The sequence below is a fragment of the Phaeovulum vinaykumarii genome (assembly GCF_900156695.1).
GTDB lineage: Bacteria > Pseudomonadota > Alphaproteobacteria > Rhodobacterales > Rhodobacteraceae > Bieblia_A > Bieblia_A vinaykumarii.
Window position 1 is genome coordinate 756,595 of the sequence record NZ_FTOM01000002.1, and the last position, 24,316, is coordinate 780,910.

The following is a 24,316-nucleotide window of genomic DNA, read 5'->3' on the forward strand; positions in this document are numbered from 1 at the left end:
CCCGTGGCCCGTTTCTTCATTCACCGCCCGGTCTTTGCCTGGGTGCTGGCCATCGTCACCATGCTGGCGGGGCTCTTTGGCGTGCTCAGCCTGCCGATCTCGCAATATCCCGATATCGCGCCGACCACGGTGCGCATCTCGGCCAGCTATTCGGGCGCCTCGGCCGAGACGGTCGAGAATTCCGTCACCCGCGTGATCGAGGACGGGATGACCGGCCTTGACGGGCTGATCTACATGACCGCCTCGTCTTCGGAAGGCTCGGCCAGCGTGTCGCTGACCTTCGACGACAGCGTCGACCCCGACATGGCCCAGGTCGAGGTCCAGAACAAGTTGCAGCTGGTGCAGTCGCGCCTGCCCTCGAGCGTCACCCAGCAGGGCGTTCGGGTCAGCCGCTCGACCTCCTCGATCCTGATGGTGGGGGCGCTGGTGTCCGAGGACGGGCGGATGACCACGCTCGAGCTGGGCGACCTTCTGGGCGCGTTGATCGAAGACCCGGTGCAGCGCACCGAAGGGGTGGGCTCGATCAATGTCTTCGGCACGCAATATGCGATGCGGATCTGGCTCGACCCGTCCAAGCTCTATCGCTATCAGCTCACGCCCTCGGACGTGACCGCGGCGGTCTCGGCGCAGAACACCAACGTCACCGTGGGCGCGCTGGGCGCCCAGCCCGTGGTCACGGGGCAGCAATTCACCGTCTCGATGTCGGCGCAGTCGCAGCTGACCTCGGTCGAGGATTTCGAACGCATCCTGCTGAAGACCGAAACCGACGGTTCGAGCGTCTATCTGGGCGACGTGGCGCGGGTGGAGCTGGCCGAGGAAAGCTTTGGCACCACCAGCCGCTTCAACGGCAAGCCCGCCGCGGGTTTCGGCGTCAACCTGGCCACCGGCGCCAATGCGGTGGAAACCGCCGAACGGGTGCGCAGCGTGATCGCGGGGCTGTCGAATGCGCTGCCCGAGGGCGTGCGCGTCGAATATCCCTATGACACCTCGCCCTTCGTCGAGAATTCGATCGAGCAGGTCTATCACACGCTGATCGAGGCGGTGATCCTGGTCTTCCTGGTGATCTTGCTGTTCCTGCAAAGCTGGCGCGCGACGATCATCCCCACGCTGGCGGTGCCGGTCGTGCTGCTGGGCACGTTTGGCGTGCTGGCGGCCTTTGGCATGTCGATCAACACGCTGAGCATGTTCGCGCTGGTGCTGGCGATCGGGCTTCTGGTCGATGACGCGATCGTCGTCGTCGAGAACGTCGAACGGGTGATGGAGGAAGAGGGGCTCGGCCCGCTCGAGGCCACCGAGAAGAGCATGGACGAAATCTCGGGCGCGCTGGTCGGCATCGTCACCGTGCTGTCGGCGGTGTTCCTGCCGATGGCCTTCATGTCGGGCTCGACCGGGGTGATCTACCGGCAGTTCTCGGTCACGATCATCTCGGCGATGGTGCTGTCGCTGCTGGTGGCGCTGATCCTGACGCCGGCCATGTGCGCCCAGCTCCTGCGCACCGGGCAGGGGCATGCGCGCCGCGGGCCGCTGGCCGCCTTCAACCGCGGGATCGAACGTCTGACGCGCGGCTATGGCGGCGCGGTGGGCCGGCTGGCGCTGCGTCCGTTCCGCATGCTGGTGGTGCTGGCGGCGGTGGGGGGCGCGACCTGGCTGGTCTATGAGCGGGTGCCAAGCTCGTTCCTGCCGGGCGAGGATCAGGGCGTGCTGATGTCGATGATCGAGCTGCCCGAGGGCGCGACCACCGCCCAGACCCGTGCCGCGGTCGCCGCCATCGAGGACTATTTCCTGAACACCCGCGGCGACGTGGTGCAATCGGTCTTCGGCGCGGTCGGCTTCAGCTTCGGCGGCAGCGGCCAGAACAAGGCGATGATGTTCATCAAGCTCAAGGATTACGCCGAGCGCCCCGATCTGGATGCCGCGACCCTGGCCACCGAGGCCAACCGCACCTTCTTCGGCAACCGCTTCGGCCAGATCTTCTTCATGCAGCCCCCCGCCATTCCGGGCATGGGGACCAGTTCGGGCTTCACCATGTATCTGGTCGATCAGGCCGGGACGGGGCAGGCGGCGCTGAAGGCGGCGGCCGATGCGCTGGTGGCGGCGGCCACGGCCGACGGGCGCGTGACCAACCTGCGCGGCAACGACGACGCGACCAAGCCCTCGCTGCGGCTGGACATCGACCAGCAGAAGGCCGAGGCGCTGGGCGTCGCGCTCTCGGATGTGAATGCGATGCTCTCGACCGTCTTCGCGGGCACCTATGTCAACGACTTCCCGCTGGGCAACGACCTGCGCGAGGTCATCGTGCAGGGCGACGCCCCCTTCCGCATGCAGCCCGAGGACATCGACGCCTGGTATGTGCGCAATTCCACCGGCGAGATGGTGCCGCTGGCGGCCTTCGTCACCCGCGTCTGGGACGAGGTGACCCCCTCGCTCGACCGTTTCGGCGGCACCCGCGCGATGGAGATCTCGGGGGCGGCGGCGCAGGGTGTCAGCTCGGGCGTGGCGATGGAGGTCATGGAAGAGCTGGTGGCGGATCTGCCGGGCGGCTATGGCGCGGCCTGGACGGGGCTGTCCTATCAGGAACGGCTGTCGGGCCATCAGGAGCCGCTGCTCTATACCCTCTCGGCGCTGGTCGTGTTCCTGTGTCTGGCCGCGCTCTATGAAAGCTGGAGCGTGCCCTTCGCGGTCATGCTGGCGGTGCCGGTGGGCGTGCTGGGGGCGCTGGTGGCGACCTGGGGGTTCGATCAGTCGAACGACGTCTACTTCAAGGTGGGGCTGCTGACCACGATCGGTCTGGCCGCGCGCAACGCCATCCTGATCGTGGAATTTGCCCAGACCCTGCGCGCGCAGGGCCAGGAGCTGGTCGCGGCCACCACCACCGCCGCGCGCCAGCGTCTGCGCCCGATCCTGATGACGTCGCTGGCCTTCGGCTTCGGCATCCTGCCGCTGGCGCTGGCCACCGGCGCCGGCGCCAATGCCCAGAACTCGATCGGCATCGGCATGCTGGGCGGGATCATCTTCTCGGCGGTCATCGGCATCGTGATGGTGCCCGTCTTCTATGTCGCGGTCCTGACCGCCATTGCCCGGCTGCGGGGCAGAAAGGCTTTAGCGTGAAACCCGTTCTTCTTCTCAGCGCGCTGGTTCTGGCCGGCTGTGCCGTGGGGCCCGATTTCCGCCGCCCCGAGGTCGCTCTCGAGACCCGCTTCGTGGGGGGCGATGCCGCCAGTATCGGCGCGGTGGCGCGTCAGGCCTGGTGGCAGGACTACCGCGATCCGGTCCTGTCGGATCTGGTGGCGCGGGGGCTGGCGCAGGGGCTTGACGTGATGGCCGCGAGCGAGCGCCTCCGCGAGGCCGAGGCCAACCTGCGCGCCACCGGCGACAGCGCGCTGAGCGGGTCGCTTGCGGCGGCGCAGACGCGCGCGGGGGGCGATGGTCTGGTCAATACCGACACCGCCAGCGCAAGCCTGGGCGCGGCCTATGTGCTTGACCTCTTCGGGGGGGTGCGCCGGGCGCGCGAAGGCGCGCGGGCCGATGTCGTCTCGGCGCGTGCGGCCGAGGAAACCACGCGGCTGGCCTTCCTGGCCGAGCTGGTCGCGGCCTATTCGGATGCCCGCTACTATCAGGAAGCGCTGGCGCTTTCCCGCCAGACCATCGCCGCGCGCGCGGAAACGGTCGAGATCACCCGCCGTCAGTTCGCCGCCGGGGCCGCCACCGAATACGAGCTGGCCCAGGCCGAGGCGCTTCTTCAGACCGCGCGGGCCGATCTGCCCCAATATGCCGCGCAATTCGACGCGCGGGTCTTTGCCATCGCCACGCTTCTGGCCGAGCCCGCAGGCCCCCTGCGCACCCGGCTGCAACGCGGGGCGCCGCAACTGCGCATTCCGGGCGGCAGCCGGACGGGCGTGCCCGCCGATCTTCTGCGCAACCGCCCCGACGTGCGCGGCGCCGAGGCCGATCTGGCCTCGGCCGTGGCCGCCGTCGGCGTGGCCGAGGCGGACCTTTATCCGGCGCTGACGCTGTCGGGGACGCTGGCGCGGGCGAACGGGGCCGATACCTGGTCCTTCGGGCCGGGGCTGTCGCTGCCCGTCCTGAGCCAGGGCAGCCTGCGCGGCGCCCGCGATGCGGCGGTGTCGCGCGCGCGTCAGGCCGAAATCGACTGGCGCGCCGCGATTCTGGCCGCGGTCGAGGATGTGACGGTGGCGCGCTCGAACCTCGATCGCTATCGCCAGCGCGCCGCCGCGCTGCGCCGCGCCGCTGACAGCTATGACCGCGCGCTGAAACTGGCGCAGGCGAATTACCGCAACGGCGCGATCACGCTTCTGGACCTGCTGGAAACCGACCGCAGCGCGGCTTCGGCGCGGATCGCGGCCGCCTCGGGCGTCAACGAGGCCGCCAAGGCCTGGGCCAGCCTGCGCATCGCCACGGGCGCCGGCGCCGCGGTGGCCGCGGGCGGCTGAGGCGCGCGGGGGCAGGGGCGTTCGGGGCAGGGATGAGAGGTTCAGGAAGGACGGGTGGTTGAGCCCGGCCCGCGAAATCCTCTAAACCGCCGCCAGGGGCCCCGCCGTGCGGGCGGCGGCCCCCCGATCGTGGAGCCGTTCGATGACCCAGACGCCCGATACCCCCACCCCACCTCCCGCCGCGCCCCCTGCCGGTCCGGCAAACGCGGGGGCAGCCGTGGGGGCAGCCGGGGGGGCGGCACCTCTGGCCGGGCTCTTGTCGATGCTGCTTCTCGGCGCATTGGTGCTGGGCCGCGTGGGCGAAGGCTGGCTGCCCGGCGCGCAGGCGTTGACCGTTCTGGCGGCGGCCGCGGCGGTCACGCTGACGGCGCTGCGGCTGGGGCGGGTGTCGCGGATCGCGCAGATCTTCGTGGCGGCGGCGCTGGTGGCGCTGGCGGGGATCGCGCTGATGCTGCCCGCGGCACTGCCCGCCATGGGGCGGGCGCTGATGCAGGGCACGGCCTTTGCCGCCTTTCTGACCGCGCTGGGGCTGATCCGGGCGCCGGTGCGGGCCTCGCGGGCCATCGCGCTGGCGGCCGAGGCGCTGTTTGCCCATGCCGCGCGGGTGCGGGTGGTGGCGGTCAGCCTGGGCGCGCAGTTCATCTCGGTGCTGTTCAACATCGGCACGATCGGGATGATCTCGGACATTGCGGGCGATCATGACGCCCAGCGCGCGGCCGCGGGACGGCGGCGGATCGACACGCGGGCGATGACGCTGGGGGCGCTGCGCGGCACGCTGATGATGACGGTCTGGTCGCCCATCGGGCTGGGCTTTGCCATCGTCACCAGCTCGATCCCCGCGCTCGATCCGGTGGCGTTCCTGGCGCTGGCCTTCGCGGCGGCGATGGCGGTGGCGGTGGCCTCGGCGCTTCTGGATGCCCGTCATGCGCCCCCCGCCGCGGGCCCGCCCGAGACCGCCCCGCCGGGCGCGCGGGGCGCGCTCTGGGCGGTGCTGGCGGCGGTCGCGGGGCTGGTGGCGGTGACCGTTCTGCTGCACCGCGTGCTTGATATCTCGTTTCTGATCGCGGCCTGTCTGGTGCTGCCGGTCCTGGCGCTGGCCTGGCCGCGGATCGAACGCGGCATGGCCCGCCCGACGGGCCCGGCGCTGGGACGGATTGCCTCCGCCTCGGAGGGGATGGCGACCGAAAGCACGATCTTCCTGGCCGCGGCGGTGATCGGGGCGGCGGTGGCCCAGGCCGCGCAGGCCGCCGGGATCGACGCGCTGATCGAAAGCGGGCAGTTGCCGGCGCTGGCGGTGATCCTCGGCTGTCTGGTGCTGATCCCGGCGGTGGGCGCGGTGATGATCCCCCACACCATCGTCATGGTGATGGCGGCCCAGCTTTTCGGCCCGAGCCCGGTCGGCGCCGATCATCCCTATGCGCTGGGGCTGGCGCTGTGCATGGCCTGGGCGCTGGCGATCTCGGCATCGCCGATCTCGGCGATGTCGATCATCACCGGCCGCCAGTTGGGGCTGCCCCCCCATCGCGTGACCTTCGCCGTCAACCGCGGCTTCACCCTTTTCGCGCTGGCGGCGGCGCTGGCGCTGACCACGGCGGTCTATCTGCTGGAATGAAGGCGCGCGCCGCTGCGGTCTTGCGTGCCGTGCGCCCGCCCGATATGGCCGAAAGGAGAAAACGCGCGCAAAGAAGACATCGCGCGCGTGGAGAGAGCATCATGAGCGATATCCTTCTGGCCCTGGGGCTTGCGGCGGGCGTGATCGTGGTGGGGCGCTGGCTCGTGCATCTGGCGCTTCTGCGCGGGCTGGCGGCGCCGCGGGTTGCGCATGATCTGGGGCCGTCCGATCTGGGCCTGCCGGCCGAGCGCGTGCGCGAACTCACGCTGGAGGGGCCGGGCGGCAAGCGGCTCTTTGCCTGGCTGATCCTGCCCGAGGGACATGACGCCGGCCCGCCGGTCCCGGCGGTTCTGGTGATGCACGGCTGGGGCGCCAATGCGTCGATGATGCTCGAGGTGGCGCCGCCGCTGGCGGCCGCGGGGCATGCCGTCCTGCTGATCGACGCGCGCTGCCACGGACGCAGCGAAAGCGACCGGTTCACCTCGATGCCGCGCTTTGCCGAGGATGTCGCCGTGGGGCTTTCGACCTTGCGCGCGCTGCCGGGGATCGACCCTGCGCGCATCGCGCTGCTGGGGCATTCGGTGGGGGCGGGGGCGGTGCTCTTGCATGCCGCGCGCGCCGGCGATGTCTGTGCCGTCATCAGCCTGTCGGCCTTTGCCCACCCGCGCGAGGTGATGCAGCGCTGGATGGCGGAATTCCACATCCCCTTCCGCGGGATCGGCGCCTATGTGCTGCGCCATGTCCAGCGCGTGATCGGCGTCAGCTTCGACGAGATCGCCCCCGTCAACACCGTGGCGCAGGTGCGCTGTCCCGTGCTTCTGGTGCATGGCCGCGAGGACGAGACCGCGCCCTTTGCCGATGCGCTGCGCCTGAAGGCCGCCGCCCCTGACGCCCAGCTTCTGGCGATTGCGGGTGACCATGATCTGCGCCAGACGCTGGCGCCGCATGCCGATGCGCTGGTGGCCTTTCTGGCGCGGGCCTGCCGCGGCTGCGCCCCCGCGGCCTGAGCCCCCGCGGCCTGAGCCGCAAGACCTAGCGGATCAACCGGCGCAGGTCGTGAAAGGCCGGGTGCTCGGCGCTTTCCAGCCATTCGAACAGCACCATTTCGGTGGTCACGATCCCGGCGCCGTTGCGCGCCATCCGGTCCAGCGCGCGGGTGCGGTTCTCGGGCGCGCGGGATCCGACCGCATCGGCCACCACCTGCACCCGATAGCCGGCGTCACGCAGGCCCAGAACGCTCTGGGTGACGCAGATATGGGCCTCGCAGCCGCAGACGATGACGGTGCGCGCGGGGGCCAGACGCGCGGGCAGCGCGGGGCAGGCCAGCGCGTCGAAGGTCATCTTCTCGATGGTGTCCTCGGGGGCCGGGGCCAGTTCGGGCAGCGTGGGGCCCAGCCCGCGGGGGTTCTGCTCGGTGAAGAGAAGCGGCACCGCCAGGCGCCGCGCCGCCGTGATCAGGGTGGCGGCATTGCGCGCGACCTGATCGCCCCGGTCGATGGCCGGCATCAACCGCGTCTGGAGGTCGATGACCAGAAGCTGGCTGGCGGCGGCGTGCATCCGGGGCATGGCTTTCTTTCTCCGTTCGGGCAGGCTGTGCCGCATTCTGCGGCGTGGTTCATCTTGCGTCAAATCTTCGCAGCTATCTCAGGGGGCAACGGAGGCCTTTTCCATGCGTCATGTCCTGAGTGTCCTGTTCTGTCTTCTCGCCCCTCTTGCCGCCTGGGCTGCCCCGCAGGTGGGCCTGCCCGAAGGGGGGCGCGCCCCGCGCTCGATCGCGCTGATCCTGTCCGACCGCGCGGCGCTGCCCGACGCCCGCGCCCTGATCGCGCGGCTGCACAAGGTCGAGGCGATGACCATCCTGCTCTCGGCCGAAGATCTGGCAGGGCAGGGGTGCGACGGCATCGGGGAGGCGGTGCGCGCGGTGGCGCATGACAGTGCTGCGGCGAAGGGGGTTCCGGCCTTCCTGCCGGTGCTGGTGGGGCTGGGGGCGGGGGCGGATCTGGCGCTGGCTGCGGCCGGCAGCCAGCCGCAGGCGTTCAAGGGGCTGGCCACGCTCGATCATGCCGCCCTGCCTGCGGGCGGGTGCTGGCAGCCGCGCGCCGGGGCCAAGGCGCCCGTGCGCTGGCATGCGGCCGCAGCGGCGCAGCCCTTTCCCGGCGTGGCGGGCATTCGGCATTATCCCACCGACAAGGGCCGGACCGGGGCGCTTCTGGGGGCTTATCTGGCGCTCGCGGGCACCGATCACGCGCTGCCGCCCGGCCCGTCGGCGCTGCCGGGCTTTCCGCTGACGCTGCACCACGACCCCGCAGCGCCCGCGCGCGACACCTATGCGATCTTCCTGTCGGGTGACGGCGGCTGGGCCAATTTCGACCGTGAGGTGGCCGACCGGCTGGCCGCGGCGGGTGTTCCGGTGGCGGGGCTGTCCACGCTCAAATACCTCTGGTCCGCGCGCACGCCGGCGGACATCGCCGCCGACATGGCGCGGATCGACGCGCATTTCGCGCCCCGCTTCGGGCGCCGGCGGGTGCTGCTGGTGGGGTTTTCCATGGGGGCCAATGTCACCCCCTTCTACGCCCGCCACCTGCCGCCCGAGATGCAGGCGCGGCTTGCAGGGCTTGCGCTTCTGTCGCCCGAGCGGCGGACGGGGTTCGAGGTTGTTCTGGGCGGCTGGCTGGGGCGGGCCACCGGCGCCCAGGATGTCGCCGCCGCGATTGATGCCGCTGCGCCGATGCGCGTGGCCTGCCTTTACGGCGCGCGCGACGACACCTCGGCATGCCCCGATATCACCGCGCCGGTCGCGCTGCATCGCTTCGAGGGCGGCCATCATCTCGACAAGGATTACGACGGTGTCGCGCGCCATCTGCTGGCGCTTATCGACAGCGCGCAGGCCGAATGATCCGGCAGAGTGATCCGACCAGCCTGGCAACGCTGTTTTCCGGTTCCTCGAATGAGTCCCTATAGATATTTGTTTGTTCCGCGGTGCGTGCGACAGGGTGCCGCCACCGGGGCCTGCGCGGCCGGAAAATACCTTCAATTTGAGCGACAGCGTCCGGCATCTTTGCCTGTCCCCAACCAGACCCTCCGGCTTGGCGCTTGATTCCCCGACCTTTTCCGCGCCGCCGCCCCGTCCGCTACGCCGCCCCCTGCGAAAGAACATGCCAAAGATGTTTTCATAAATCAGGCGCAATCTGAACGCGTTTAATCGGTGGAGCGTTTTCCATGAAGATCCGTCATCAGGTTCTCTTGCTGCCCAGTGTGCTTGTGCTCGTCACCTGTGCCCTGCTCGGCGCGGCCATGCTCTATCTCAGCCGCGTCACCATCGACAGCGCGCTCAAGGGCGAACGCGACGTGGCCGTGGCGGCGGTCCGTGCTGCGGTCGATGCCAAGCTGGTCGAGGCGCTGGCCCTGGCCGAGACGCTGGCCAGCATTCCCGATGTGCAGCGCGCGGTGGCCGCGGGTGACGACAGGACGCTCGAGGCGATGTTCGGCGGCGGCTACCCCGATGTGGCCGCGCGCATCGGCCTGAGACAATTGCAGTTTCACACGCCGCCCGCGACCTCGCTGATCCGGGTGCACAAGCTCTCGAAACGCGGCGATGACCTCTCGGCCTTCCGGCAATTGGTGGTGGACGTCAACCGCACCGGGCAAAGCGCGATGGGCCTCGAACGCGGTGTCGCGGGGATCGGTGCGCGCGGTGTCGCCGCCATCCGCCACGCGGGCCGCCATGTCGGCACGGTGGAATTCGGCTTCGATATCGACGCAGGCTTCCTGCGCCAACTGGCCGAGCGCACCGGCTATGACCTGGAATTCTACGTCCTGCCCAAGCCCGAGATCGGTGCGCGCGCGCCCGCCGAGGTGCGCCGGGTCGCGGCCACCTTCGACGGCGCAGAGCTTCTGGACAGCGCCACGATCGCGCGGGTCTCGACGGGCGAGGAGGTCGATATCGACCTGCCCGGCGCGGAAGGGAACGCGGTCGGGCGTGCGATCCCGGTCCGCGATGCCGCGGGTGATGTCGCAGGGATCTATGTCGTGACCCGCACCAGCACGCTGGCCGCCGAACTGGCCGCGCTGGAGCTGAAGGTGATCGTGGGCGCCACCGCGGCGGCGCTGGCCATCGCGCTTTTGCTGGCCTGGGTGATCGGGCGGCGCATCGTCAATCCGATCTGCCAGCTGACCCGCGCCACCACTGCTCTTGCGGCGGGCGATCACGACCAGCCCATCCCCTCGACCGACCGGCGCGACGAGCTGGGCGAGATGGCGCGCGCGCTCGAGGTCTTTGCCGGCAATCTGGCCGAGAAGGCCCGGATCGAGGAAGACCTCAAGCGCGAGGAAGCCCATGCCCGCGCGGCCGAGGCCGCCCAACGCGCCCGCGAGGCCGATCTGGCCGAGGAGCACGCCGCCCGCCAGCGCCGTCAGGAGGAACGCGCCCGCGCCCGCGAGGAAGAGGAACACCACCTGGCCGAGGAACGGGCCGAGGAGGCCCGCGCGCGCCTGGCCGTGCAGGAACGCCTGGTTGCGGCGCTGGCGCAGGGTCTCGAGGCGCTGGCGCAGGGCGATCTGACCCAACGTATCGCGGAATTGCCGCCCGAATACGAGAAGCTGCGCGAGGATTTCAACGCCGCCATGGCCAAGCTGACCGACGCGCTGGGCGAGATCGAAAGCACCAGCGGCCGGATCGATTCGCATGCGGGCGGGCTGGCCGACAGCGCCCGCACGCTCAACCGCGACATGGAGCGCAACGCCGCGATGCTCGAGCAGGCCGCCGCGGCGCTCAGCCAGCTGACCGCGGCCGTCCAGTCGTCGGCCGACGGCGCCCGGCAGGCGCGCGAGCTGGCCCAGAAGGCGCGCAGTGACGCCGAGACCGGGGTCGAGGTCGTCAATGATGCCGTTGCAGCCATGAAGCGGATCGAAACCTCGGCCGGCGCGATTTCGCGGATCACCGGGGTGATCGAGGAAATCGCCTTCCAGACCAATCTTCTGGCGCTGAACGCAGGCGTCGAGGCCGCGCGCGCAGGCGAGGCCGGGCGCGGCTTTGCGGTCGTGGCCTCGGAGGTGCGGGCGCTGGCGCAGCGGTCTTCGGAGGCGGCCAAGGAGATCTCGGGTCTGATCGAAAGCTCGGACGCCGAGGTGAGCACCGGGGCCGAGATGGTCGTGCGCTCGGGCACGGCGCTGGGGCGGATCGTCGATTCGGTCGTGGCGATCGAGGCCCGCATCGCCGAGATCGCGGCCTCGTCGGGGGAACAGGCGACGGGGGTTTCCGAGGTGAACGCCGCCGTCAGCGCGCTTGAGCGGTCCACGCAACAGACCGCGACGGCCTCGGAACGCGCGGCCGAAGTCAGCGCGCTTCTGCTTGAGGAAAGCTCGGGGCTGACCCATGCGGTGAACCGCTTCCACCTGCACGGGCCCGAAACGGCGCGTCGTGTCGCCTGAGGGGCGTGGCCAGGGGGGGGCGCCGCCCGGCCGCGCGAATGGTCCCGGCCGCCTGAGCGCCGCGCGCCGTCAAGGTGGCGACGGGGCAGGGCGGTCCCCCAAGGCACGGACGCCGGCCCTCAAAAGCGCCGCAAAGAAAAACGCCCCCGCAGCGGAAACCGTGCGGGGGCGTTCGGAATTTTCGGATCGCCTGCGGATCAGTGCAGGCGACGCGACACTTCGTCGATGGCGTCGTCGATCAGCGCGGCCTTGCGGTCGGCGCCCATCTGATTGGTCAGCACCTCGGCCGCGGCGGCAACAGCCACGGTCACGGCGCGGTCCTTGACCTCGCGCAGCGCACCGGCTTCGGCCGAGGCGATCTGGTCTTCGGCGGCCTTCACGCGGCGCGCGATGGCGACCTGAAGATCGGCCTTGGCCTGTTCGGCGGCGGCTTCCGCGTCACGCTTGGCGGCGGACACGATTTCCTCGGCCTGGGCCTTCACTTCGCGCGACTTGCGCTCGTAATCGGCCAGCACTTTCTGCGCTTCCTCACGCAGGAGGCGCGCCTCTTCCAGCTCGGCGCGGATCGCGGCGGCGCGCTTGTCCAGCATCCCGCCCAGCAGGCCGGGAACCTTGTAATAGATCACCACGCCCAGGAAGACGATGAAGCCCAGCGTCACCACGAAGTTGGTGTTGTGGAGCGAGAAGAACGGACCGCTTGCGGCCAGCGCAGGCACGGGCGCAAGAAGCGCAGCGCCAAGAACGGGTTTCAGCAGTTTCATGGCCTTACCCTTTCAGTCGCTGGGCGACGGCCTGCGCCACCGCCTTTTCATCCGGCGAGCCGCCCAGGGCCGACACGATCGCGACCGCGGCTTCACGGGCGACCTGATCCACAGCGGTCAGGGCACCGGCGCGGATCTCGGCGATGCGGCGCGCGGACACGTCGGCACGCTGCGCGATCTCGGCATCGGCCGCGGCGGTCGCGGCGTCGAGGTCACGCTGGATCTCGGCGCGGGTCTGCGCCACGATCTTCTGCGCTTCGGCACGCGCGTCGGCGAGGGCCTTCTGATAGGTCTCCTCGGCCTCGCGGGCCTTCATCTTGAATTCTTCGGCCGCGATCAGGTCGCCCTGGATCGTGCCCTGGCGGTCGGCCAGAACCCCGCTGATGCGCGGCAGCGCGATGCGGGTCAGAACCCACCAGATCGCGCCGAGCGTCACGAGGAGCCAGAAGATCTGGTTCGGGTAGGTCCCGAAATCCAGTTGCGGCATGCCCGCGCTTTCGGCGGCATGCCCGGCCGCAGCGGCGGCCGCATGCGCGGCTTCGGTCGCGGCGTCGTGCGTTTCGTTTGCCATGTCGTCCCCCTGGACCCTTCGTCAAAGCCTCTCAAAGAGGCCCGGATGGACCCCGCGAAGGGATCCATCCGCCCACAAGGATATGATCCGGGATCAGACGGCGAACATCAGCAGAAGCGCGACCAGGAACGAGAAGATCCCGAAGGCTTCGGCGAAGGCGATGCCGATGAACAGCATGGCGGTCTGGCCGGGGGCGGCCGAGGGGTTGCGCAGGGCGCCCGACAGGAAGTTGCCGGCCACGTTGCCCACGCCGACGGCGGCGCCGCCCATGCCCATGCAGGCCAGGCCCGCACCGATGTAGGCACCCATTTGAACGATATCGCCTTCCATGTTCGTCACTCCTTGAGGTTGGAATTGGCAGATTGGGGTCTTGATCCTGCGTCAGGATCAGTGGTGGGGATGCAGCGCATCCTTGAGGTAGACGCAGGTCAGGATCGTGAAGACATAGGCCTGGATGAAGGCCACCAGCACTTCAAGGCCATACATCGCGCTGATGGCGATCACCGAGACCGGCGACACGACGGCGATGGCGGCGAAGGCGGCGAACACCTTCATCACGGCGTGGCCCGCCATGATGTTGCCGGCAAGACGGATCGAATGGCTGAGCGGACGCACGAAATACGAGATCACCTCGATGATCGCCAGCACCGGGCGCAGCGCCGCCGGCGCCGAGGTCACCCAGAACAGGCCCAGGAAGCTCGTGCCGTGCTTGATGAAGCCCAGCGCGGTCACCGAGCAGAACACCAGAAGCGCCAGCACCGCTGTCACCGCCACATGCGAGGTGGTCGAGAACGACCCGGGCAGCAGCGCCAGGAAGTTCGAGAAGACGATGAACAGGAACAGCGTGAAGATGTAGGGGAAGTATTTCAGACCGTCCTTGCCGGTCACGTCTTCCACCATCTTGTGCACGAAGCCATAGGCCAGTTCCGCCACCGATTGAGTGCGGGTCGGCACCACGGCGCGACCGCGGGTGCCGATCACCAGAAGGCCGATGATCGAGAGCACCGCCAGCGCCATCCACAGCGTCACGTTGGTGGGCGTGTACCAGTGGACCGCACCGTCACCGAACAGGGGATGAACGATGAACTGGTCAACCGGGTGAAACACCAGACCGCCGGCTTCTTCCGTCGCGTTTTCCGTGGACACTGTCGTCTTCCCTCATTCCCGCCGGCCGTCAGCTCCGGCGCTCGTTTCCGTTTTCCTCGGGGGGCGTCCCCGCCTGAGGTTGCGCGGCCCCGTCGGGCTGCGCGGGTTGCGTCGGGTTCGGGGCGCTGGCCCTTGCAGCAAGGGCCTGGGCCTGCGCCATCTTGAAACCCAGCTCCTGTGCGGTGCGCAGCATGACCCGCACGCCCGCGGCAAGACCGAAGAGGGTGAACAGCACCATGAACACGGGCAGCGTGCCGAACAGCGCGTCAAGCCCGTAGCCGATGCCGAAGCCGATCCCCAGCCCCGAAACCAGTTCGATGACCATCCGCCAGGCGACTTCGCCCTGGGCCAGAGTGCCATCTTTCCGTTGGGGCGCCTTGGCGGCCTTGGCTCGGGCGATCTTCTCTTCCAGCGCCTTCAGGCGGTCGGGGTCGGGCAGATCGTCGGGTCGGTGGCTCATGAGGCGTTTTCCCGCAGGACTTGGGCAGCTTGGTAAGCATCTGTTGGTCACGAGTCAACCCGACTCCGGCGGTCGAGTTTTGCTCGCAAATTGCTGATATAGAAGGAATTTTAAAATTGCCCGCAGTTTGTGCAGCCGCTGTTGGCGCTATCACCCGGCGGGGCGATATTCAACTGCGCGGTTGAATGTGGCCGCGCTTGACCGCGACGGGCGGGCCGGGCAGTCTGCGCGCATGGATCTGGATCACGTTCTGGCCGCGGCGCGGTCGGCTGCGCTTGACGCGGTGTTCTCGGCCCTGGCGGACCCGACGCGCCGGGCGATCCTGACCATGCTTCTGGAAGACGACATGGCCGTCACCGATGTGGCCGCGCCCTTCGAGATGTCGCTGGCGGCGATCTCGAAGCATCTGGCGATCCTGGCCGAGGCCGGGCTGATCGCGCAGGAGCGCCGCGGCCGGGTGAAATGGTGCAAGCTCGAGCCCGGCGGGCTGCGCGCGGCCTCGGTCTGGATGCAGGGTTTCGGGCAGTTCGATCCGGTCGATCTGGATGCCTTCGAGGCGTTTCTGGTGCGCGAGGGGCTGGCGCGCGAGGTGCTGCCCGACACCGATACCGACATCGAGCTCGCCCCGTCGCCGGCGCCCGAAAAAGGGTGATGTCCGCGCGCCCCGCGGCGCTCAGAGCCAGTCGGCCCGGCCCGTCCCCACCGCCTGCGCCACATTCGAGAACCCGTCGCGCGCCAGCAGCGCATCGAGCCCGCGCGCGATCCGCGGCACAAGGCTCAACCCCTCGCGCGCAAGCGCCGTGTAAAGCTGCACCGCCGAGGCCCCGGCGCGGATCTTGTGATAGGCGTCCTCGGCCGAGCCGATGCCCCCCACGCCGATCAGCGGCAGATCATCGCCCAGCATCTGCGACAGTTGCGCCAGAACGCGGGTCGAGTGTTCGAAGAGCGGGGTGCCCGACAGACCGCCCGCCTGATGCGCCTGGGCCGAGCGCAGCCCCGTGCGCGACAGCGTGGTGTTGGTGGCGATGACCGCATGAACGCGGGCCGTGCGCGCGACCTCGGCCACATCGGCCAGCTCGTCGGGGGACAGATCGGGCGCGATCTTGAGAAAGACCGGGATCGGGCGGGCCAGCTCGGCGCGGGCTTCCATCACGCCGGCCAGAAGTGCGGCCAGCGCGGCGCGGCCCTGAAGGTCGCGCAGCTTCTCGGTATTGGGCGAGGAAACGTTGACGGTGGCGAAATCCACATGCGGCCCGGCGATGCGCAGCACGCGGGCGAAATCGGCGGCGCGGTCGGGGCTGTCCTTGTTGGCGCCGAGGTTGAGCCCCACCGGCACCGACCGGCGCACGGCGGCCAGGCGCGCGGAAATGGCCTCGGCGCCCTCGTTGTTGAAGCCGAAGCGGTTGATGACGGCGCCGTCCTCGGGCAGGCGGAAGAGACGCGGGCGCGGGTTGCCGGGCTGCGGGCGGGGCGTTGCGGCGCCCACCTCGAGAAAGCCGAAGCCCGCGCGCGACAGGGCCGCGACCGCGACCGCGTTCTTGTCAAAGCCCGCGGCCAGGCCCACGGGGTTGGGCAATTCGAGCCCGGCGATCTGCGTGGCCAGCCGCGGCGTGCCCACCGGCCCCGGCAGCGGCACCAGCCCCGCGCGCAGCGCCATCAGCGCCAGCCCGTGGGCGCGTTCGGGGTCGATGCGGCCAAGGACGGCCAATCCCAGTTTCTCGATCATACCAGCCCCTCGGGGAAGATGTGGCCGGTCGCGCCGAGCGGCAGCGAGCGGTCCCAGACAACGTCGTCGATATCGAGCGCGCGGAAGAGATGCGGAAAGAGCGCCCCCCCGCGCGAGGGTTCCCATTTCAGCGCGGGCCCAAGGATGTCGGCCTCGACCGCCACCAGCACCAGGTCGCTTTCGCGGGCGAAATGGCGCGCGGCGGTCTCGACCACCTGGGCGGCCGTCGAGAAATGGATGAAGCCATCCGCCAGGTCGACGGGGGCGCCGTCGGTGCGGCCCGCGGCGCGGAAGGCATCCCATTCGGAGCGGCGGAATATCTTGTAGATCAGCATGGGTCTGACATGCACCTGCGCGCGCGCAGGGTCAATGGCCGCGCGCGCGGCCGAGGGCTGCGGGGGCTGCGGGGGCTGCGGAAGGGGGCAGGATGGCCGCAGGGGGGGGGGGAGCCCGCGCGGCCCCCATCGAGGGGGCCTTGCGGGCGGGCTGCGCCCCGGCGCCGGGCCCCGGCGGCGGCGCGAGGCGGGCGGGCCGGGGAAAGGGGCGCGGGGAAAGGCGTGCGGGGAAGGGGGCGTGCTGGCGATGGCGATGCGGGCGCCTCTTTCGCGGGGCGCGCCCCGGCGCTATCCTGCGCCCGAGGGAGGAGCCGCCATGGCCAAGGAAATCACCCGTCAGATCGCGCCCGGCGCGGCGGCCTTCTCGGACGCGGTCTGGATGGATGTGCTTTCGGCCGTCGACCGCACCTATGCCGATCTTGTCGATTATCAGGAGCAGCTCGAACGCCAGAACGCCGAGATGGAGCGGCTGCGGTCCTTTCTGGGCTCGGTCCTGGCTTCGGTGTCGGATGTTCTGGTCGTGGCCGGGCGCGGCGGTCTGGTCGAGGAGGTCTCGGCCTCGCTTGTCGCGCAGCTGGGCGCGGGGGCGCCGGCGCCGGTGGGGCGCGCGCTGGCCGATCTCTTCGTGGCCGACGACCGTCCCGCGCTCGAGGCCGCGATCGCCCGCATGAGCGTCGAGCGGCGCCCGGCGATGCTGGAGGCCAAGCTCGATGCCGCCCAGGGGCCGGTGCCGGTCGAGCTGAGCCTGTCGCCGCGCTTCGATGACCGCGGGCGGATGGCGGGCATGGTGCTGACCGGCCGCCCCTTGGGCGAGTTGCGCCAGGCCTATGCCGAGCTGGCCGAAAGCCACGACGAGCTGAAACAGGCCCAGGCGCAATTGGTGCGCAACGAGAAGCTGGCCTCGCTGGGCCGCCTTCTGGCCGGGGTGGCGCACGAGCTGAACAACCCGATCAGCTTCGTCTATGCCAATGCCCATGCGCTGGAACGCTATGCCACCCGTTTCGAGACCTATTTCGCCCGCGTCGAGGCCGGGGCCAGCCGCGCCGAGCTGGTCGCCCTGCGCGAGGATCTGCGGCTGGACCGCACCATGCGCAACCTGCGCGATGCGGTGATCGGCGCGCGCGAGGGGGCCGAGCGGGTGCGCGACATCGTCGAGGATCTGCGCCGGCTGAGTTCGGACGGCGCCGGCGAGATGGTCGATTTCGACCTGGCCGCCACCGCCAGCGTGGCCACCCATTGGGTGCTGCGTGGCGCCGAGCGCCCGGTCGAGGTGACCTATGGCGGTCTTGACAGCCTGGTGGTGCGCGGCCGGCCCGGCCATGTGCAGCAGGTGGTGATGAACCTGGTGCAGAACGCCGTCGATGCGCTTGAGGACGTGCCCGACCCGCGTCTCGAGATCGTGCTGGGCTGCGAGGGCCCGCTGGGCATCCTCGAGGTGCGCGACAACGGCCCCGGCGTGCCCGAGACCCAGGCCGCCTCGATCTTCGACCCGTTCTTCACCACCAAGCCCGCGGGCCGCGGCACCGGGCTGGGGCTGTCGATCTCGCACAAGATCGCGCAGGAGCACGGCGGCCGGCTGCGGCTGTGTCCCGGCGGACGCGGTGCCTGCTTCCGGCTGGAGCTGCCGCGGGGGACGACGGGCGGGAACGATGACGCGAAAAGATGACGGCGGAAGATGACGGGGCATGACGAGCGGGGGCGCATGAATATCCTGTGGCTTCAGGCCTCGGGCTGCGGGGGCTGCACCATGTCGCTCCTGTGCGCCGAAGCCCCCGGTCTCTTCGACCTGCTCGCGGGCGCGGGCCTCGAGATCCTGTGGCATCCCGCCCTCAGCCTCGAGAGTGGCGCGGAGGTCACCGATCTCCTCGAGGCGCTGGCGACCGGCGCGCGCCCGCTCGACATCCTGTGCGTCGAAGGGGCGGTGGCGCGCGGCCCGGCCGGCACGGGGCGGTTCCAGATGCTGTCGGGCACGGGCGCAAGCCTGATGGACTGGGTGCGCCGGCTGGCCCCGCGCGCGCGCCATGTGGTGGCGGTGGGCTCCTGCGCGGCCTTTGGTGGCGTGACCTCGGCGGGGGGCAACCCCTCGGATGCGGCGGGGCTCCAGATGGAGGGCACCCATCCCGGCGGGATCCTGCCGCCTGCGTTTCGCGCGCAAGGCGGGCTGCCGGTCGTCAATGTCGCGGGCTGCCCGGTCCATCCCGGCTGGGTCGTCGAGACGCTTCTGGCGCTGGCCGAGGGCGCGCTGGGGCCAGAGGGGCTCGACAGCGTGGCGCGGCCGCGCTTCTATGCCGACCATCTGGTGCACCACGGCTGCCCCAAGAACGAATTCTACGAATACAAGGCCTCGGCGATGGAACTGTCCCAGATCGGCTGCATGATGGAGCATCTGGGCTGCATCGGCACGCAGGCGGCGGGCGATTGCAACATTCGCCCCTGGAACGGCGAGGGCTCGTGCACGCGGGCGGGCTATCCCTGCATCGGCTGCACCGAACCCGAATTCGAGGAACCCCGCCACCCCTTCACCCGCACGCCCAAGGTCGGCGGCATTCCCGTCGGGCTGCCTTCGGACATGCCCAAGGCCTGGTTCATGGCGCTGGCCTCGCTGTCCAAGGCCGCCACCCCCGAGCGCGTGGCCCGCAACGCCGTGTCCGACCGGGTGCGGATGCCGCCGGCGCCGCGCGGCCGGCGGCGCTAGAGGGGGGCGGGGATGGCACGATCGCAGACGGGGCAGGGGGGTGCACGCCGCGTCCTGGGGCCCTTCAACCGGGTCGAGGGCGATCTCGAGGTGCGCCTGACGGTCGAGGACGGCCACGTCCGCCGCGCCGAGGTCAACGCGCCGCTCTTTCGCGGCTTCGAACCGATGCTCGAGGGCCGCGCCCCCGAGGATGCGCTGACGCTGGTGCCGCGGATCTGCGGCATCTGCTCGGTCAGCCAGTCGATGGCGGCGGCCCGCGCGATCGCCGCCGCGGCCGGGCAGGGGCCGACGCCGCAGGGGGCGCTGGTCGCGGCGCTGATCCATGCGGTCGAGAACGCAGCCGACCACCTGTTTCACTTCAACCTGTTCTTCATGGCCGATTTCGCCCGCCCCGCCTATGCCGACCGCGCCTGGGCGCGCGCGGTCGAGGCGCGCTTCCTGCCCCAGCGGGGGGAGGCGGTGCGCGCGGCGGTGGCGGCGCGCGCGCAGCTGATGCATGTGCTGGGCATGCTGGCGGGGCGCTGGCCGCATACGCTGGCGGTGCAGCCCGGCGGCGTCACCCGCGCGCCGGGCCTGCGCGAACGGCTGCGCATCCTGGCCGAGCTGACCGCCTTTCGCCGCCATCTCGAAAGCGCGCTCTTCGGCGCCCCGCCCGAGGCCTTTGTCGCCCTCGAGACAGTGCCGGACCTTCTGGCCTGGGAGGGGGGCGACGCGGGCCTTTTCCTGCGCATCGCCGCCGATCTCGATCTTGCGCATCTGGGTCCGGGGGGCGGGCGCTATCTGTCCTTTGGCGGCTATGCGCTGGCCGATCGCACGATCTTCGCGCCGGGCCTGTGGGAGGGGGGCGTTCCTGCCCCCGTCGATCCCGGCGCGATCACCGAAGACCTCAGCCATGCCTGGATGCGCGGCGCCACGGCGCATCCCTTCGCCGGCATGACCCTGCCCGACCCCGAGATGGCCGCGCCGGGCTATTCGTGGTGCAAGGCGCCGCGGCTTGCGGGCCGTCCGGTCGAGGTGGGCGCGCTGGCCCGGCAGGTGATCGACGGCCATCCGCTGGCGCGCGATCTGGCGCGGGACGGGGGTGTGCTGGCGCGGGTGGCGGGGCGGCTTCTCGAACTGGCCCGCCTGATCGGCGTGATGGAGGATCTGGCCCGCGCCATCACCCCCGAGGCTGCCTTCATGACCCCCGTCACCCCGCCCGAGGACGGCACCGGTGCGGGCCTTGTCGAGGCCGCGCGCGGCAGTCTGGGCCATTGGCTGCGCATCGAGCGCGGCCATATCGCCGGCTATCAGATCATCGCCCCCACGACCTGGAATTTCTCGCCGCGCGACGCGTGTGGCGTGCCCGGCCCGCTCGAGGCCGCGCTCGAGGGGATCGCGCTGGCCGACGCGGACGGCACCGACACGGGCACGCCCCTGGCCGTCCAGCATGTGGTGCGCAGCTTTGACCCCTGCATGGTCTGCACGGTGCATTGACATGCGCACCCGCCCGACCCGCCGCGTCCAAGCCCTTGCCGCTCGGCGAAAACTGGCGGCCCGGCCATGAGCAACGCTTGGGCGATCCGCGTGCGCGGCCAGGTGCAGGGGGTGGGGTTTCGCCCCTTCGTCTGGCAGCTTGCGCGCGAGATGGGGCTGGCGGGGCAGGTCCTGAACGACCCCGAGGGCGTGCTGATCCATCTGGCCTGCGCCGATCCCGCGCGCTTTGTCGCCGCGCTGCGTGATCGCGCGCCGCCGCTGGCGTGGGTCGATGCGGTCGAGCTGGCGCCGCATGTCCTTGACCCCGTGCCGGCCGATTTCAGCATCGCGCCCTCGCAGGGGGAAGGCGCCGAGACCCGGATCACCCCCGATGCCGCCACCTGTCCCGAGTGCTGCGCCGAGATCGCGGCGCCGGGCCGGCGGCAGGGCTATGCCTTCACCAATTGCACCCATTGCGGGCCGCGCTATTCCATCCTGGCGGGGCTGCCCTATGACCGGGCGCGCACCTCGATGGCGGGCTTTGCCCTGTGCCCGGCGTGCCGCGCCGAATACGAAGACCCCGGCGACCGCCGCTTTCACGCCCAGCCCATCGCCTGTCCCGAATGCGGGCCGCGTCTGTGGCTGGAGGGGGGCGACGGCGCCGCGGTTCCCGGCGATCCGATCGCGCGGGCGGCCGCGATGCTGCGGGACGGCGCCATTCTGGGGGTCAAGGGCCTGGGCGGGTTTCACCTGGCCTGCGACGCGACTGCAGCGCCGGTGCTGGTGCGGCTGCGCGCGCGCAAGCGCCGCCCGGCCAAGCCGCTGGCGGTGATGGCGCCCGAGGCGCTGCTTGCGGATCTGGCCGAGCTGACGGCCGCGGACCGCGCGCTTCTGCGCGATCCGGCCGCCCCCGTCGTTCTGGTGCCGGCGCGCGCGGGCCGCCTGCCTGCGGAGGTGGCGCCGGGGATGACGACGCTGGGGGTGATGCTGCCCTATACGCCGCTGCATCATCTGCTGCTTGCGGCCTTCGGCGGGCCGCTGGTGATGACCTCGGCCAATCTCTCGGGCGCGCCGCAGGTGATCGGCAATGCCGAGGCGCGCGCGGCTCTGGCCGGGATTGCCGACGCGCTTCTCCTTCACGACCGCGAGATCCTGCGCCGGCTGGATGACAGCGTCGAGCGCGCCCGCCCGCCGGCGGTGCTGCGCCGGGCGCGGGGGCGGGTGCCGGGCACGCTGGCGCTGCCGCCGGGGTTCGAGGGCTGCCCGCAGATCCTGGGCATGGGCGGGCAGATGAAGGCCGCGATCTGCCTTCTGAAGGGCGGACAGGCGATGCTGTCGCAGCATCTGGGCGATCTGGATGACGCGCGCACGGCGGCGGAATTCGATCTGGCGCGGGCCGACATGGCGCGGCTGTTCGAGCACCGCCCGCAGATCCTGGCCGCCGATCCGCACCCCGGCTACCGCGCCACGCAGGCCGCCGAGGCCACCGCCCGCGCCCATGGCCTGCCGCTGGTTGCGGTGCACCACCACCACGCGCATCTGGCCGCCTGCCTGGGCGACGCGCTCTGGCCGCGCGACGGCGGGCCCGTGGTCGGGCTGATCCTCGACGGCACCGGGCTGGGCGCGGATGGCACGATCTGGGGCGGCGAGGTGCTGCGCGGCGGCTATTCCGACGCCGAGCGGGTCGCGCATCTGGCGCCCGCGCCGCTTGCGGGGGGCGACCGCGCCGCGCGCGAGCCCTGGCGCAACGCGCTGGTGCGGCTCGATGCGGCGGGGCTGTCGGATCTGGCCGACGGGCTCTTTGCCGATCACCCGCGGGCGGCGCTGCGTGCGGCGGTGGCGGCGGGGGTCAATGCGCCGCTGTCGTCGTCGGCGGGGCGGCTCTTCGATGCGGTGGCGGCGTGCCTGGGGCTTTGCGCCGAGGGGCAGAGCTACGAGGGCGAGGCCGCGATGCGCCTCGAGGCGCTGGCCGAGGCCCTGCCCGTGGGCGCGGCCGACCCCTATCCGATGGCGCGGGCGGGGGCGGTGCTGGACCCTGCGCCGCTCTTTCACGCGCTGGCCGCGGATCTGGGCAGGGGGGCGGCGCCGGGCCTGATCGCGGCGCGGTTCCACGCGGGCCTCGCTGCCGCGCTGGCCGCGGTCGCGCGTGCCGAGATCACGGCCGGGCGGGCCGTGGCGGTGGCGCTGTCGGGGGGCGTGTTCCAGAACGCCCGGCTCGCGGCGGAATGCATGCATGGGTTGAGCGGCCTGCGCGTCCTGCGCCATGCGCGCGTGCCCGCCAATGACGGCGGTCTGGCCTTCGGACAGGTGCTTGTCGCTGCGTCGCGGCATTTCGACGCGCGGGAAATGCGCCCGGAAAGCGACTGACCGCCCACCCCCGCAGATGGCAAGTCCGTTACCCCGCAGCGGCGCGGGGTGCCGCAAGAATTCGCGTCAAGCAGCTGTAATTAAGTGATAATTTTCTTTTCGGTCGCGGGGGGCTTTTGCTTTGCCGCCGGCCCCGGCTGCCGTCACCCTTGATCCACAATGCCCGAACTGCGCGGGTTCGGACCAGCCGGAGGGAGGACGACTTGCCCCAGATCGAAACATTCTACGACGTGATGCGTCGCCAGGGGATCACCCGGCGCAGCTTCATGAAATATTGCTCGCTGACCGCTGCGGCGCTGGGCCTGGGCCCGGCCTTCGTGCCCAAGATCGCCCATGCGATGGAAACGAAGCCGCGCACGCCGGTGATCTGGGTGCACGGGCTTGAATGCACCTGCTGTTCGGAAAGCTTCATCCGCTCGGCGCATCCGCTGGCCAAGGATGTCGTGCTGTCGATGATCAGCCTGGATTACGACGACACGCTGATGGCCGCGGCCGGCCATGCCGCCGAGGCGGCGCTGGCCGACACGATCGAGAAATACAAGGGCAACTACATCCTGGCGGTCGAGGGCAACCCGCCGCTGAACGAGGACGGGATGTTCTGCATCATCGGCGGGCGTCCCTTCGTCGAGCAGCTGCGCGAGGCCGCCCAGCACGCCAAGGCGATCATCAGCTGGGGGGCCTGTGCCTCCTATGGCTGCGTGCAGGCCGCCGCCCCCAACCCGACCCGCGCCACCCCCGTCCACAAGGTCATCACCGACAAGCCGATCATCAAGGTGCCGGGCTGTCCGCCCATCGCCGAGGTCATGACCGGCGTCATCACCTATATGCTGACCTTCGACCGGCTGCCCGAGCTGGACCGCCAGGGCCGCCCGGCGATGTTCTATTCCCAGCGCATCCACGACAAATGCTACCGCCGCCCGCATTTCGACGCCGGCCAGTTCGTCGAGGAATGGGACGACGATTACGCGCGCAAGGGCTATTGCCTCTACAAGATGGGCTGCAAGGGCCCGACCACCTACAACGCCTGTTCCACCGTGCGCTGGAACGAGGGCGTCAGCTTCCCCATCCAGTCCGGCCACGGCTGCATCGGCTGTTCCGAGGACGGCTTCTGGGATCAGGGCGGCTTCTATGACCGGCTGACCACGATCAAGCAATTCGGGGTCGAGGCCACCGCCGATCAGGTGGGCTTTGCCACCGTGGGCGTGGTGGGCGCGGGCATCGCGGCGCATGTCGCGGCCTCGGCGCTCAAGCGCGCGCAGAAGAAGTCGCAGGACGCGGCACAACACGAGAAGACGGAGGCCTGATAG

The 24,316-nt window shown here is 70.6% G+C and carries 20 protein-coding genes; 12 read left to right on the plus strand and 8 right to left on the minus strand.

The genetic code is table 11. The annotated features are described in order from the left end of the window. Positions 1-3: 3 nt before the first annotated feature. From BW949_RS07830 to BW949_RS07845, 4 genes are all read left to right on the plus strand, one after another. Entirely contained in the window at positions 4-3,108 is a 3,105-nt protein-coding gene (locus tag BW949_RS07830; protein ID WP_076364670.1) for an efflux RND transporter permease subunit, read from the plus strand. Beyond that, complete coding sequence (locus BW949_RS07835) at positions 3,105-4,451, plus strand: efflux transporter outer membrane subunit (protein WP_076364672.1); 1,347 nt, start codon at positions 3,105-3,107, stop codon at positions 4,449-4,451. Before BW949_RS07830 ends, BW949_RS07835 begins: the two co-directional genes overlap by 4 nt. A 142-nt stretch (positions 4,452-4,593) precedes the next feature. Beyond that, a complete protein-coding gene (locus tag BW949_RS07840) occupies positions 4,594-6,063 on the plus strand; it encodes a hypothetical protein (RefSeq protein WP_143538935.1) in 1,470 nt (489 codons plus the stop codon). Between the two features lie 101 nt (positions 6,064-6,164). After that, positions 6,165-7,070: an alpha/beta hydrolase gene (locus BW949_RS07845; RefSeq protein ID WP_076364675.1), complete on the plus strand. Its 906-nt coding sequence runs from the start codon at positions 6,165-6,167 to the stop codon at positions 7,068-7,070. 25 nt (positions 7,071-7,095) lie between these two features. Here the strand turns inward: BW949_RS07845 and BW949_RS07850 are convergent, their stop codons facing one another. Next, positions 7,096-7,629 carry a hydrolase gene (locus tag BW949_RS07850; RefSeq protein WP_076364677.1) on the minus strand — a complete coding sequence of 178 codons (534 nt, stop codon included), beginning with the start codon at positions 7,627-7,629 and terminating at the stop codon, positions 7,096-7,098. Positions 7,630-7,732: 103 nt separating this feature from the next. Between BW949_RS07850 and BW949_RS07855 the strand changes: the two genes are divergently transcribed. Continuing rightward, positions 7,733-8,959: an AcvB/VirJ family lysyl-phosphatidylglycerol hydrolase gene (locus BW949_RS07855; protein ID WP_076364679.1), complete on the plus strand. Its 1,227-nt coding sequence runs from the start codon at positions 7,733-7,735 to the stop codon at positions 8,957-8,959. A 323-nt stretch (positions 8,960-9,282) separates the two neighbouring features. Beyond that, a complete protein-coding gene (locus BW949_RS07860) occupies positions 9,283-11,493 on the plus strand; it encodes a methyl-accepting chemotaxis protein (RefSeq protein ID WP_076364681.1) in 2,211 nt (736 codons plus the stop codon). Positions 11,494-11,690: 197 nt separating this feature from the next. Here BW949_RS07860 and BW949_RS07865 read toward each other — a convergent pair whose 3' ends face one another. From BW949_RS07865 to BW949_RS07885, 5 genes are all read right to left on the minus strand, one after another. After that, positions 11,691-12,245: a F0F1 ATP synthase subunit B gene (locus BW949_RS07865; RefSeq protein WP_407947253.1), complete on the minus strand. Its 555-nt coding sequence runs from the start codon at positions 12,243-12,245 to the stop codon at positions 11,691-11,693. A gap of 13 nt (positions 12,246-12,258) precedes the next feature. Continuing rightward, positions 12,259-12,825 (minus strand): F0F1 ATP synthase subunit B', encoded by a 567-nt coding sequence (locus BW949_RS07870; protein ID WP_076364685.1) that lies wholly within the window; start codon positions 12,823-12,825, stop codon positions 12,259-12,261. Positions 12,826-12,918: 93 nt separating this feature from the next. Continuing rightward, positions 12,919-13,155, minus strand: coding sequence for a F0F1 ATP synthase subunit C (locus BW949_RS07875; protein ID WP_076364687.1), 237 nt, complete (start codon positions 13,153-13,155; stop codon positions 12,919-12,921). A 57-nt stretch (positions 13,156-13,212) separates the two neighbouring features. Continuing rightward, on the minus strand, positions 13,213-13,971 hold the full coding sequence (locus tag BW949_RS07880; protein WP_076364688.1) for a F0F1 ATP synthase subunit A: 759 nt from the start codon (positions 13,969-13,971) through the stop codon (positions 13,213-13,215). 28 nt (positions 13,972-13,999) lie between these two features. After that, positions 14,000-14,431, minus strand: coding sequence for an AtpZ/AtpI family protein (locus tag BW949_RS07885; protein ID WP_076364690.1), 432 nt, complete (start codon positions 14,429-14,431; stop codon positions 14,000-14,002). A 232-nt stretch (positions 14,432-14,663) separates the two neighbouring features. Between BW949_RS07885 and BW949_RS07890 the strand changes: the two genes are divergently transcribed. After that, on the plus strand, positions 14,664-15,083 hold the full coding sequence (locus BW949_RS07890) for an ArsR/SmtB family transcription factor (RefSeq protein ID WP_083947664.1): 420 nt from the start codon (positions 14,664-14,666) through the stop codon (positions 15,081-15,083). 21 nt (positions 15,084-15,104) lie between these two features. Here the strand turns inward: BW949_RS07890 and BW949_RS07895 are convergent, their stop codons facing one another. Further along, positions 15,105-16,157, minus strand: coding sequence for a quinone-dependent dihydroorotate dehydrogenase (locus BW949_RS07895; protein WP_076364692.1), 1,053 nt, complete (start codon positions 16,155-16,157; stop codon positions 15,105-15,107). Further along, positions 16,154-16,492, minus strand: a complete 339-nt coding sequence (locus tag BW949_RS07900; RefSeq protein ID WP_076364694.1) for a DUF952 domain-containing protein — start codon at positions 16,490-16,492, stop codon at positions 16,154-16,156. Before BW949_RS07900 ends, BW949_RS07895 begins: the two co-directional genes overlap by 4 nt. A 316-nt stretch (positions 16,493-16,808) precedes the next feature. On the opposite strand from BW949_RS07900, the gene BW949_RS07905 reads away from it, so the two are divergent. The 5 genes from BW949_RS07905 (at position 16,809) to BW949_RS07925 (ending at position 24,313) form a co-directional block, all read left to right on the plus strand. Next, on the plus strand, positions 16,809-18,158 hold the full coding sequence (locus BW949_RS07905) for a sensor histidine kinase (RefSeq protein ID WP_076364696.1): 1,350 nt from the start codon (positions 16,809-16,811) through the stop codon (positions 18,156-18,158). Positions 18,159-18,194: 36 nt separating this feature from the next. Continuing rightward, positions 18,195-19,187: an NADH-quinone oxidoreductase subunit B family protein gene (locus BW949_RS07910; RefSeq protein ID WP_076364944.1), complete on the plus strand. Its 993-nt coding sequence runs from the start codon at positions 18,195-18,197 to the stop codon at positions 19,185-19,187. Positions 19,188-19,199: 12 nt separating this feature from the next. Further along, a complete protein-coding gene (locus BW949_RS07915) occupies positions 19,200-20,663 on the plus strand; it encodes a nickel-dependent hydrogenase large subunit (RefSeq protein ID WP_076364698.1) in 1,464 nt (487 codons plus the stop codon). A gap of 66 nt (positions 20,664-20,729) precedes the next feature. Then, a complete protein-coding gene (hypF, locus tag BW949_RS07920) occupies positions 20,730-23,009 on the plus strand; it encodes a carbamoyltransferase HypF (RefSeq protein WP_076364700.1) in 2,280 nt (759 codons plus the stop codon). 203 nt (positions 23,010-23,212) lie between these two features. Further along, positions 23,213-24,313, plus strand: coding sequence for a hydrogenase small subunit (locus BW949_RS07925; protein WP_076364702.1), 1,101 nt, complete (start codon positions 23,213-23,215; stop codon positions 24,311-24,313). Positions 24,314-24,316: the final 3 nt, after the last annotated feature.